We start from the raw sequence: 12,330 nt of genomic DNA, 5'->3' as shown, positions 1-12,330 counted from the left end.
ATTACGCCACTTGATGCGGCAGACCCTGCAAAACGGCCATAAGGGCGGTACCGCCTGTCCGAAATCTCCGCTCGCTGGAAAAGGGATGAGGCGGTGCGGTATAAACCCGCTGTCCTGGGCTCCGAAGAGCCGGGCGCACCGGAATTCAGCTGCCGAGGGGGGCAATTCATGGGTGACGAAACCGCGAAGTCGGAAGAACGGCCGAGTGACGGGAAAACCGGGGCCGAGCGCGGCCGACCGGACCGCGCCGGCCTGATCACGGGCGCCGCGGTGCTCGCCGTCTGCGGCGGCCTCGTGCTGTACGGCGTGCTCTCCCCGGACGGCGAGGAGAAGAAGGAACGCCACGTCCCGACCGCCTCCGTCACCTACGAGGTGACCGGCACCGGCACCGCCGACATCACCTACCAGGCGCGCAGCGAGTCCGGGAAGGCGACCGTCGTCAAGGCGGCCTCCCTGCCCTGGCGCAAGACCGTGCCGGTGCCGCTCGGCCGCAGCGCGGTCGTCAACGTCGTCCTCGGCGAGAAGGGCGGCGAGGCCCGCTGCGCCGTCGCCGTCCAGGGCCGGCACCTCCAGAGCGCCACCGCCAGCGGCAACTTCGGACGCGCCACCTGTACCGGCGCCCTGCCCAGCGCCGGCCCCAGCCCGGACCCGGCCGACGCCGCCGCGGGCTGACCCACGGCCACCTCACGCACCACCGCAAGTGACAGCGAACGAAGACAGGGAGGGCCATGAGCCCCAGCAGATCCCGCGCGCGCCGCACCCTCGCCCGCTCCCGCCGCACCTGGCTCGCCATCGGCGCCACCGTGCTCGGCGGGGCCGGCCTCGCGACCGCCGCGGTGGCCGCGGTGCCCGACGAGGGCTCCGCCGGCACCGACCCGGCCCGCCCGGCGAGCGCCCAGACCATGGCGTTCGGCGGGACCGGCAAGGCCGAGCGCGACCTGCCGCGCACCCGGACCGAGGACTTCTCCCTGATCGGCGTCTCCTGGGCGGACCACACCCGGCGCTTCGACGGCACCGCCCAGGTCCGCACCCGCAGCGCCGAGACCGGCCGGTGGTCCGAGTGGCGCGACCTCGACTTCGACACGGTGGCCCCCGAGACCGACGAGACCCGCGCGGCCGACACCCGTGGCGCCTCCGAGCCGCTGTGGACCGGCCCCTCCGACGCCGTCGAGGCGCGCGTCCTGGCCGACGGCGAGCAGCGGGCCGTACCCGAGGGGCTGCGCCTGGACCTGATCGACCCCGGCACCACGCCGAAGTCCAGGGGCAGGAGCGCGGCCGCCGCCAAGCCCGGCAAGGACACGGCCACGCCGCCGACGACCACCGCCCCGGCGGAACCCACCGCCACGCCGTCGACCACCGCCCCGGCGGACCCCACGGCCACGCCGCCGACGACCACCGCGCCGGAGGAGCCCACGGCCACGCCGTCGACCACCGCCCCGGAGGAGCCCACGGTCACCCCGGCCGAGCCGTCCGTCCCCGCGGAGACCCCGACCGCCACGCCGGAGCCGACGGAGCCCTCGCAGCCGACGGAGCCGACACAGTCCTCGGAGCCCACGGATTCCGCCGAGCCCTCCGCCTCGCCCACGGACACCGCGCCCGCCACGCCCAGCACGCCCGCCGTGCCCGCCGCGCCCTCCATCGTCAGCAGGGCCGGCTGGGGTGCCGACGAGTCGCTCGTGAAGGACCCCGCCGAATACCTCACCAAGGTCGAGGCGGTCTTCGTCCACCACACCGCGGGCACCAACGACTACAGCTGCGCCGACTCGCCCGCGATCATCCGCGCGATCTTCGTCTACCACGTGCAGACGAACGGCTGGAACGACGTCGGCTACAACTTCTTCGTCGACCAGTGCGGCACCGTCTTCGAGGGCCGCGCGGGCGGCGTCGACCGGCGGGTGCGCGGCGCGCACACCTACGGCTTCAACGGCGTCTCCTCCGGCATCTCCCTGCTCGGCGACTACGAGAACGGCGGCACCCCGACCCCCGCCGCGCTCTCGGCCATCGCCGACGTCGCCGCCTGGAAGCTGGGCCTGGACGGCGTCGACCCGCAGGCACGGGTGACGCTCACCGCGGCCGGGGACACCGGTGTGTACAAGGCCGGCGAGCGGGCGAACCTGTACACCGTCTCCGGTCACCGCGACGGCTACGCCACCCTCTGCCCGGGCCAGAAGCTCTACGACGAGCTGCCCGCCCTGCGCGCCCGGGCCGCCGCCTCCCCGTACGCGGCCCGCTGATCCGCCTGCCCCGCACGAGCCGGGCGTACTCGTGCGGGGCAGGCCCGCGGCCGGACAACAATTCGACGTTCTCGTACAACCCTTCGGTCGCGCCGGGAGTCTGCTGTGCGGGCTCGTGTTCCCGCACAGCTCACCCATCTGTCACCGTCGCTTCATCAGAGGACCTCATGTACCGACCCGCTCCCGGCCTTCGCGCGTTCCGACAGACCGCCGGCGCCATCGGCGCCGTCGCGCTGATCTCGCTCGGTGCCACGCCGGCCATGGCCGAAGACTCCGCTCCCGGACTGGTCCTGGAGGAGACGGCACCGTTCGAAGGAGTCGAGCCGGGCAGCAGCATCAAGGTGCCCGCCAGCTTCACGAACACCGGCACCGAGGCCCTCGACAAGGTCTACCTGGCGTACTCCCTCTCGCGCGGGCTGGACCACCAGGAGCTGCCCTCCAACTGCGTGCGCTACGACATCCCCTCGTACGACGAGGCACCCGAGGCGATCGCCGCCGTCTGCGAGTTCGCCCAGACGATCGAGCCCGGTGTCGTCTACACGCCGCAGAAGACGCTCACCGTCGACGTCCGCGACCACGCGCTGTACGACCAGGTTCGCGTGACCGTGTCGACCTACGACTCCGGCGCGGGCGACAGCGGAGCGCAGCCGGTGCCCGGCACCGCCCCCGCCATCAAGCTGGTCGAGCGGCCCGACGCCCCCGCGGCCGAGCCCGGCTCCGCCGAGCACGAGGACTGGGACGCGGCCAATGTGCCGGTCACGGCGGTGAACACCGCCGACTTCAAGGTGACCGGCGCGCAGTTGAAGGGCAGCGTCGGCGAAACGGTCGACCTGGCGGTGAAGTTCACCAACGCCGGTCCGGGCTGGGTGAACCGGGAGCCCGCCGACGAGCCCGGCCCCACCAACCAGACGCTGGTCAGGATTCCCGCCGGCACCAAGGTGACCAAGACCGACGGCTTCTGCTCCAAGGTGTCCGCCGGCACGTACCGGTGCGGCACCAGCCAGGCCTGGGTCGACGAGAACGAGGACTACACCTACGCCTTCCGGCTGAAGATCGAGAAGGCGGTGCCGGGAGCGAAGGGCTCGGTGGAACTCGGCGGCCCGGCCCGGCCGTTCGACACCGTCAAGACCAACGACAAGGCCGACATCACCCTCGACGTCGCCGGCACCGGATCGACCGGCGGCGGTGACTCGACCACCGGCGGCTCCGGCTCCACGTCCACCGGTGGCACGGGCTCCACCACCGGCGGCTCCGGTGGCACGGGCGGTTCCACCGGCTCCACCTCCACCGGCGGCGGGTCCGCCACGACCGGCTCCTCGACCACCGGCACCACGGGCACCGCCACCGGCGGCGACCTGGCGGACACCGGTTCCGGCGCCACCCTGCCCCTCGCGGGCGCGGCGGCCGCGGCGGTCGCCGTCGGCGCCGGCGCGATCGTGGTCGTACGGCGGCGGCGCGCGGTCCGCGACTGACGGGAGGGCCGCGCCGCCCGCGGTCTCGGTGGTTGGGCCGCCCGGGGAGTGGGACGCTGAAGGTGGGGATGCGTGCCGAGGAGACTCGGGAGGGCCGTATGGGACGCGACGTCCCGGCGCTGGCGTTCACACGTGAGGACCGTCGCCGGTTCCGGAACAAGATGCACACCTGCCTCGATGTGTTCGCGCGGATGCTGCGGGAGTCGCGGTTCGACTTCGAGCGGCCGCAGGTCGGTCTGGAGATCGAGCTGAACCTCGTGGACCCGACCGCCGAGCCCGCGATGCGCAGCACGGACGTCCTGGAGGCGATCGCGGACCCCTCCTGGTCGAGCGAGCTGGGCCGCTTCAACCTGGAGATCAACGTCGCGCCGCGGCGGCTCACCACGGGCGGCCCGGACTCCTGGGAACAGGAGATCCGGGACGCGCTCAACCAGGCGGAGGAGAAGGCCGCGGCGATCGGCACGCACCTGATGATGATCGGGATCCTGCCGACGCTGGAACGCAAGGACGTGGGTCTGGCGGCGCTGTCCGAGAATCCGCGGTACCACCTGCTGAACGAGCAGATCTTCGCCGCGCGCGGCGAGGACCTGCTGATCTCGGTGGACGGCGTCGAACGCCTCCAGACCTACGCGGACACCATCACGCCGGAGGCGGCCTGCACCAGCACCCAGTTCCACCTCCAGGTCTCGCCCGACGAGTTCGCGCCGTACTGGAACGCCGCGCAGGCCGTCGCCGGGGTGCAGGTCGCCCTGGCGGCGAACTCCCCGTACCTGTTCGGCAAGGAGCTGTGGCGCGAGACACGCATCCCGCTGTTCGAGCAGGCCACCGACACCCGGTCGGACGAGATCAAGGTGCAGGGCGTGCGGCCCCGGGTGTGGTTCGGGGAGCGGTGGATCACCACCGTCTTCGATCTCTTCGAGGAGAACGTCCGGTACTTCCCGGCGCTGCTGCCGCTGTGCGACGACGAGGACCCGCGCCGGACGCTCGACCGTGGCGGGACCCCGGAGCTGTCCGAGCTGACCCTCCACAACGGCACGGTCTACCGCTGGAACCGCCCCGTCTACGCCGTCGTCGACGGCGTACCGCATCTGCGGGTGGAGAACCGGGTGCTGCCCGCGGGCCCCACGGTGTCCGACGTGCTGTCGAACGGCGCCTTCTACTACGGGCTGACCCGCGCCCTGGTCGAGGAGGACCGGCCCATCTGGTCCCGGATGTCGTTCTCGGTCGCGGAGGACAATCTGCACACCGCGGCCCGGCACGGCATCGACGCCCAGCTGTACTGGCCGGGCGTCGGCGAGGTGCCGGTGACCGAGCTGGTGCTGCGGCGGCTGCTGCCGCTGGCCCACCGGGGACTGGAGCACGCCGGCATGGACGCGGCCTGGCGGGAGCCGCTGCTGGGGATCATCGAGCAGCGGTGCGTCACCGGCCGCAACGGCGCGGTCTGGCAGACGGAGATGGTCAACCACATCCAGGACACCGCCCACGCCGACCGGCACGAGGCGCTGCGGCGGATGACCCGGCAGTACCTCGACTACATGCACATGAACGCACCCGCCCACACCTGGCCCGTGGACTGACGCCGCCCGGTCCGTTCCCCGGCCCCAGGTCGTCCGCCCGCGCCGTCCGAGCTGCGAAGCCGGCGACCGCCCCGCACCCTGGAGGAGCGGCGGCGCACCGCCGGCGCACCGGTACGAGGGAGGAGCGGCATGGCGAAGAGCCGCGGTGGAGACAGGAAGCTCAAGAAGGGCGACCAGGTCGCCTGGAGCAGCCACGGCAGTGAGACCGAGGGCAAGGTGGAGAAGAAGATCACCGAGCGCACGGAGGCGGCCGGCCGCACCGTGGACGCCTCACCGGACGACCCGCAGTACCAGGTCCGCAGCGACAAGTCGGGCCGCTCCGCCGTGCACAAGCCGTCGGCGCTGAAGAAGAAGTCGAAGTAGCACGCCGTGGACGACGAGGAGCGGAAAGAGACCTGGGACGCGTTCCGCGAGCTGGTGAACATGACGCCCGCCGAACTGGAGAAGTGGCTGGCCTCCGAGCCGTCCCAGGACGCCGGTCAGCACAAGGACGGCGGCGAGTCCACCGGGCACGCCTCGGGCCGCCGGATCGTGGAGATCCTGCGCGCCAGGAAGGGCGACCTCTCGGACGACGACTACCGGCACATGCGCAAGGTCGACGGCTACATCCGCCGCCACCTCGCGCAGCGGCCCTCCGGCGACGTGACCGAGACCCGGTGGCGGCACTCACTCATGAACTGGGGCCACGACCCGCTGAAATGACCGCGGCGCCGTGCGAAAGTGGTCCGGTGACGACGTTGGAAGACCTGGTCCGGCTGCGCCGGGCCCGCGACCTCATGGACCGCCGGTACGCCGAGCCGCTCGACGTGACGGCGCTGGCCCGCGTAGCCCTGATGTCGCCGGGCCACTTCTCCCGCAGCTTCCGCGCCGCCTACGGCGAGACGCCCTACAGCTACCTGATGACGCGCCGGATCGAACGCGCCAAGGCGCTGCTGCGGCGCGGCGACCTCACGGTGACGGAGGTCTGCTTCGAGGTCGGCTGTACCTCACTGGGCTCCTTCAGCTCACGCTTCACCGAGCTGGTCGGCGAGAGCCCGAGCGCCTACCGGGCCCGCGACCACGAGGAGGGCGCCGCCGTCCCGCCCTGCGTCGCCAAGATCCACACACGACCGGTCAGGAACGGAGAAGCGAAGGCCGAGCGCCGCCCGTAGCGTGAGGCGCATGGACATCAACCTCTCCCAATGCTTCATCGCCGTCGACGACCACGACAAGGCGCTCGCCTTCTACCGGGACGTGCTCGGCCTGGAGGTACGCAACGACGTCGGCTTCGAGGGCATGCGCTGGGTGACCGTCGGCTCGCCCGACCAGCCCGACGTGGACATCGTCCTCGAACCGCCGCTCGCCGACCCGAACGCCCCCGCCGCCGACAGGCAGGCCATGGCCGAACTGCTCGCCAAGGGCCTGCTGCGCGGAGTCATCTTCCGCACCGACGACGTCGACGCCACCTTCGAACGCATCCGCGCGGCGGGCGGCGAGGTGCTCCAGGAGCCGATCGACCAGCCGTACGGCGTCCGCGACTGCGCGTTCCGCGACCCCGCCGGAAACATGCTGCGCTTCACCCAGCCGCGGAAGTGAGCCGCGCCCGCCGGGCGCTGGCGTGACGGCGCCCGGCCCGCAAAGATTCGAACACTTCGCAGGCAGCCGGTTGGACAGATGGAGACACGATGAGCACGGCCACGAGGACGGGCACCACCACGCCCGAGCCGCACATTGCCGACAGCCATGACCTGATCCGCGTGCACGGGGCGCGCGAGAACAACCTCAAGGACGTCAGCATCGAGATCCCGAAGCGCCGGCTGACGGTGTTCACCGGTGTCTCCGGCTCCGGCAAGAGCTCGCTGGTCTTCGACACGATCGCCGCCGAGTCGCAGCGGCTGATCAACGAGACCTACAGCGCCTTCGTCCAGGGCTTCATGCCGACGCTGGCCCGGCCCGAGGTCGACGTCCTCGACGGGCTGACCACGGCGATCATCGTCGACCAGCAGCGGATGGGCGCCGACCCGCGCTCCACGGTCGGCACCGCCACCGACGCCAACGCGATGCTGCGCATCCTCTTCAGCCGGCTCGGCGAGCCGCACATCGGCCCGCCCAGCGCGTACTCCTTCAACACCGCCTCGGTCCGCGCCAGCGGCGCGATCACGGTCGAGCGCGGCGCCAGGACCAAGGCGCAGAAGGCGACCTTCGAGCGCACCGGCGGCATGTGCAATCACTGCGAGGGCCGCGGCAAGGTCTCCGACATCGACCTCACCCAGCTCTACGACGACTCCAAGTCCATCGCGGAGGGCGCGTTCACCATCCCCGGCTGGAAGTCGGACAACGTGTGGACGGTCGGTCTGTACGCCCAGTCCGGCTTCCTCGACCCGGACAAGCCGATCCGCCGGTTCACCAAGAAGGAGATGCACGACTTCCTCTACCGTGAACCGACCAAGGTCAAGGTCAACGGCGTCAACCTCACCTACGAAGGCCTGATCCCCAAGATCCAGAAGTCGTTCCTGTCCAAGGACAAGGAGGCGATGCAGCCGCACATCCGGGCGTTCGTGGAGCGGGCGGTCACGTTCGACACCTGCCCCGAGTGCGACGGCACCCGGCTCAGCGAGGGCGCCCGCTCGTCGAGGATCGGGAAGATCAGCATCGCCGACGCCTGCGCGATGGAGATCCGCGACCTGGCCGAGTGGGTCCGCGGCCTCGACGAGCCCTCGGTGGCGCCGCTGCTCACCGCGCTGCGGCAGACCCTCGACTCGTTCGTGGAGATCGGCCTCGGCTATCTCGCGCTCGACCGGTCGGCGGGCTCGCTGTCCGGCGGCGAGGCGCAGCGCGTCAAGATGATCCGCCACCTCGGCTCCTCGCTCACCGACACCACGTACGTCTTCGACGAGCCCACCGCCGGCCTGCACCCCCATGACATCCAGCGCATGAACGACCTGCTGCTGCGGCTGCGGGACAAGGGCAACACCGTGCTGGTCGTGGAGCACAAGCCGGAGATGATCGCCATCGCCGACCACGTCGTCGACCTCGGCCCCGGCGCCGGCTCGGCCGGCGGCACCGTGTGCTTCGAGGGCACCCTGGAGGGCCTGCGGAGCAGCGGCACCGTCACCGGCCGGCACCTCGACGACCGGGCCACCGTCAAGGACGGCGTGCGCAAGCCCACCGGCGCGCTGGAGATCCGCGGCGCGACGGCGAACAACCTGCGCGACGTCGACGTCGACATCCCCCTCGGCGTGCTCTGCGTGGTCACCGGTGTGGCGGGCTCCGGGAAGAGCTCGCTGCTGCACGGCTCGATGCCCGCCGACGCGGGCGTGGTCTCGGTGGACCAGGCGCCGATCCGCGGCTCCCGGCGCAGCAACCCGGCGACGTACACCGGACTGCTCGACCCGATCCGCAAGGCCTTCGCCAAGGCCAACGACGTGAAGCCGGCGCTGTTCAGCGCGAACTCCGAGGGCGCCTGCCCCACCTGCAACGGCGCCGGCGTCATCTACACCGACCTGGCGATGATGGCCGGGGTCGCCACCCCCTGCGAGGACTGCGAGGGCAGGCGGTTCCAGGCGTCGGTGCTGGAGTACCGGCTCGGCGGCAAGGACATCAGCGAGGTGCTGGCGATGTCGGTCGCCGAGGCCGAGGAGTTCTTCGGCGGCGGCGAGGCGCACACCCCGGCCGCGCACCGCATCCTCGACCGGCTCGCCGACGTCGGCCTCGGCTACCTCACCCTCGGCCAGCCGCTCACCACCCTGTCCGGCGGCGAGCGGCAGCGCCTGAAGCTCGCCACGCACATGGGCGACAAGGGCGGCGTCTACGTCCTCGACGAGCCGACCACCGGCCTCCACCTCGCCGACGTCGAACAACTGCTGGGGCTGCTCGACCGGCTCGTCGACTCCGGCAAGTCGGTCATCGTCATCGAGCACCACCAGGCGGTCATGGCCCACGCGGACTGGATCATCGACCTCGGCCCCGGCGCCGGCCACGAGGGCGGCCGAGTCGTCTTCGAGGGCACCCCCGAGGACCTGATCACGGCCCGCTCGACCATCACGGGCGAGCACCTGGCGGCCTACGTGGGAGCCTGACCGGTTCACCGGCCGGGTGACCGGTTCACCGGGCCGCGCGGCCTGCCGGGGTCAGCCCGGCGGGCCGAGCCTCTCCCGCAGCTGACCGCGGGAGGTGATGCCGAGCTTGGGATAGATCCGGTACAGATGCGCCCCGATGGTGCGCGGGGACAGGTACAGCTGCTGTCCGATCTCCCGGTTGGACAGCCCGGTCGCGGCGAGCTGGGCGATCTGCAGCTCCTGCGGGGTGAGCAGATCCCAGCTCGCCGGCGGCTGCGGCGCGCCGCCCTCGCCGGCGGACCGCAGCTCCTGGCCCGCGCGCTCGTGCCACGGCTTCGCCCCGAGGGACGCGAAGGACTCCCGGGCGATCCGCAGCGGCGTACGGGACTCCATGACGCGGCGCCTGCGCCGCAGCCAGGAGCCGTGGGCGAGCAGCAGGCGGGCCCGGGTGAAAGGCTCCTGGGACAGGTCCAGAGCAAGGGCCGACCGGAACCGTGCCTCGGCGTCCTCGTCGGCCAGCAGGGCGTGCGCGAAGCCCAGGTTCGCCTTGACCATCCGGGCGGTGGTGGCGGCCGCCGCCTTGTCCAGCCGGCCCAACGCGTCGCGGGCCAGCGCCCGGTGCTCGTCGCTCACCGCCGCCTCGGCGAGCACCGTGATCGCGACGGACTGGAGACAGGGGTGGCAGGCGGGGTCGGCCGGGTCGAAGACCCGCCGGACACAGCCGAACGCCTCCGCGTGCCGGCCCGCCGCCAGCCCGATCAGACCGCGCGTGATCTGCACGAAGGCGAGGTTGGAGGGGTTCGCCACGGCCAGTCCCTGGCGTTCGGCCTCGTTGACGGCCGCGCGGGCCGTGTCCAGATCGCCGAGTACGGCCGCGAACTGCGCCTTCGCGATCCGGGCGCCGGTGAGCCAGCGGGGCAGCGCGCTCTCCTCCGCCAGCCGCAGCGCCTCGGCCACGCTGGGCAGGCCCGACTCCCAGTCGACGACGTGGGCCGCGGTGAACGACAGGGACACCAGCACCTGGGAGAGCAGCCCGAGCCGGCCCTGGGCGCGCAGTCCGGCGGCGGCGTGGCGCAGGAAGGCCGGGGCCAGGTCGTAGGCGCCGGCCATGGTGGCGGACGTCCCCAGCGTGGCGGCGCCCAGGGCGTCGTACGCGCCCTCGTACTCCAGCCGCTCCAGTCGCTCGACCACCGTCGCGCCCCGCTCCAGCGGAGTCGCCGCGGCCAGGACGAACACCAGATCGGGGTGGAGCTCGGGCACCGGCAGCCGTTCGGCGGCGGCCACCACGCGCTCGCGCAGTTCCCGCCCCGGGTCCGACCACCAGCAGCGGCGCGCCGCCGCCCGCAGGATACGGAGCGCGAGTTCCGGGTCGCCGGCGCCGGCCGCCGCCTCCGCGGTGCCGATGAGCAGCCGCAGCCGGGGGACGCTGGCGGACACGTCCGTCTCCAGCCCCTCGCGCAGCAGCACCATGCGGGCCCGCTCCAGGACACCCAGTTCCAGCGGGGCGGCGAGCTGGAGGAGGGTCGCGGCCCGCTCGGTGCGGCCGAGTTCGAGGCACAGCTCCGCCGCCTTGAGCAGCCGGGTGCCTCGGGCCGAGGCACGTTCGCCGAGCGAGACGGCCCGCTCCAGGGCCGCGAGCGCCACCGCCGGCGCCCCGCGCGCCTCGGCGCGGGCCGCCGTCCCCTCCAGCGCCATGGCGACCGACTCGTCGCGCTGTCCGCTGGCCGCGGCCCGATGCCACGTCCGACGGTCGGACTGCCCGTCGAGCACGGCGGCCAGCGCGCGGTGCGCGGCGAGCCGTTCGGCGAGCGACGCCGCCTGGAGGACCGCCGAGCGCACCAGCGGATGACAGAACCTGAGCCGCTGGGCGTCGGCCGTGACCAGGCCGTTCGCGACGGCCGGATCCAGCGCGTCCGCCGTGAGAGCCGCACCCGCCGCCTCCGACGCGGCCGCCAGGACCTCGCTGAGGGTGCCCTCGTCGTCGGTCGCCGCGACGAGCAGCACCTGCCGCGTCGCCGGCGGCAGATCGGGCAGCCGGGCCGCGAAGGCGTGCTCCAGGCGGGCGGTGAGCGGGATCGCCGGGGACGTCAGGGCGTCGGCGGAGGGGCCCTGGGCGCGCAGGGCGGTGGGCAGTTCGATCAGGGCCAGCGGATTGCCCGCCGCGGCGTCCATCACCCGCCGCCGTAGCGGCGGCTCCAGCCGCGGTGCCACGGCGTCCAGCACGCTCTCCGCGTCCTTCGGCGCCAGCGGCCGGAGCACGAGCTCGGGCAGCGCCAGGGTGTCCAGCGGGGTCGCGTGGCCGTCGCGGATGCCGACCAGCATGCCGAGCGGCTCGGCGCCGAGGCGCCGGGCGAGGAACGCGAGGACGTCCAGGGTCGGGGTGTCGAGCCACTGCGCGTCGTCGACGGCCAGCAGCACCGGGGCCTCGCCCGCGGCGTCGCCGAACAGGTTGAGCGTGGCCAGCGCGATCATGAAGAACGCGGGCGCGTGCCCGGCCGCCGACGCCGGCTCCTCCGGATACGTCCCCACCATCCCGAACGCGGCCAGCAGCGCCGCCGACTGGGCCGGCGGCAGCTGCGGCACGCGGTCCAGCAGGCCCCGGGTGAGCTGGTGCAGCCCGGCGAACGGCAGATGGGTCTCCGCCTGCACACCGGAAGCGGTGAGCACCGTGCAGCCCGACCGCTCCGCCGCGCGGGCGGCCCGGGACAGCAGTGCGGACTTGCCGATGCCGGGGGAGCCGCGCAGCAGCAGGACGGAGCCCTCGCCCGGCAGACCGCCGACGAACGCGTCGAGAGCGGTGAGCTCCCGAGCCCTGCCGAACAGCTCGTCGCCGGACACCCGATGACCCCCCGCCACCAGCGCATTTGTACGAAAGGAGCATTCTATCCACGCCCGGGGGACACCCGTCGCCGAGGCCGCCGAGGCCGCCGAGGCCGCCGAGGGGTCCCAGGTGTCCCAGGGGGCCCAGGCGTCCCAGGTGGACGGCCGCGCGTTCGACGCGCCGGACCGA

The 12,330-nt window shown here is 73.0% G+C and carries 10 protein-coding genes; 9 read left to right on the top strand and 1 reads right to left on the bottom strand.

Translation table 11 applies throughout. The annotated features are described in order from the left end of the window. Positions 1–168 precede the first annotated feature (168 nt). The 9 genes from ABT232_RS33555 (at position 169) to ABT232_RS33515 (ending at position 9,341) form a co-directional block, all read left to right on the top strand. Positions 169–672 (top strand): MmpS family transport accessory protein, encoded by a 504-nt coding sequence (locus tag ABT232_RS33555; protein ID WP_351847250.1) that lies wholly within the window; start codon positions 169–171, stop codon positions 670–672. 56 nt (positions 673–728) lie between these two features. Further along, positions 729–2,234: a peptidoglycan recognition protein family protein gene (locus ABT232_RS33550; RefSeq protein ID WP_351847248.1), complete on the top strand. Its 1,506-nt coding sequence runs from the start codon at positions 729–731 to the stop codon at positions 2,232–2,234. Between the two features lie 167 nt (positions 2,235–2,401). Then, positions 2,402–3,706: a hypothetical protein gene (locus ABT232_RS33545; protein WP_351847245.1), complete on the top strand. Its 1,305-nt coding sequence runs from the start codon at positions 2,402–2,404 to the stop codon at positions 3,704–3,706. Positions 3,707–3,804: 98 nt separating this feature from the next. After that, positions 3,805–5,283 (top strand): glutamate-cysteine ligase family protein, encoded by a 1,479-nt coding sequence (locus tag ABT232_RS33540; protein ID WP_351847243.1) that lies wholly within the window; start codon positions 3,805–3,807, stop codon positions 5,281–5,283. 129 nt (positions 5,284–5,412) lie between these two features. After that, on the top strand, positions 5,413–5,646 hold the full coding sequence (locus ABT232_RS33535; RefSeq protein ID WP_351847240.1) for a hypervirulence associated TUDOR domain-containing protein: 234 nt from the start codon (positions 5,413–5,415) through the stop codon (positions 5,644–5,646). Between the two features lie 6 nt (positions 5,647–5,652). Further along, a complete protein-coding gene (locus ABT232_RS33530) occupies positions 5,653–5,985 on the top strand; it encodes a DUF3140 domain-containing protein (protein WP_351847238.1) in 333 nt (110 codons plus the stop codon). A gap of 26 nt (positions 5,986–6,011) precedes the next feature. After that, complete coding sequence (locus tag ABT232_RS33525) at positions 6,012–6,434, top strand: helix-turn-helix domain-containing protein (RefSeq protein WP_351847235.1); 423 nt, start codon at positions 6,012–6,014, stop codon at positions 6,432–6,434. Between the two features lie 10 nt (positions 6,435–6,444). Beyond that, positions 6,445–6,858 (top strand): VOC family protein, encoded by a 414-nt coding sequence (locus tag ABT232_RS33520; protein ID WP_351847232.1) that lies wholly within the window; start codon positions 6,445–6,447, stop codon positions 6,856–6,858. Between the two features lie 89 nt (positions 6,859–6,947). Continuing rightward, positions 6,948–9,341 (top strand): ATP-binding cassette domain-containing protein, encoded by a 2,394-nt coding sequence (locus ABT232_RS33515; protein ID WP_351847230.1) that lies wholly within the window; start codon positions 6,948–6,950, stop codon positions 9,339–9,341. A 51-nt stretch (positions 9,342–9,392) separates the two neighbouring features. Here ABT232_RS33515 and ABT232_RS33510 read toward each other — a convergent pair whose 3' ends face one another. Next, complete coding sequence (locus ABT232_RS33510; RefSeq protein WP_351847227.1) at positions 9,393–12,176, bottom strand: ATP-binding protein; 2,784 nt, start codon at positions 12,174–12,176, stop codon at positions 9,393–9,395. Positions 12,177–12,330 lie beyond the last annotated feature (154 nt).

The organism is Streptomyces sp. NPDC001532 (assembly GCF_040298625.1).
GTDB lineage: Bacteria > Actinomycetota > Actinomycetes > Streptomycetales > Streptomycetaceae > Streptomyces.
Note: the sequence above shows the minus strand (reverse complement) of the source record. Positions and strands in the feature narration are given on the sequence as shown.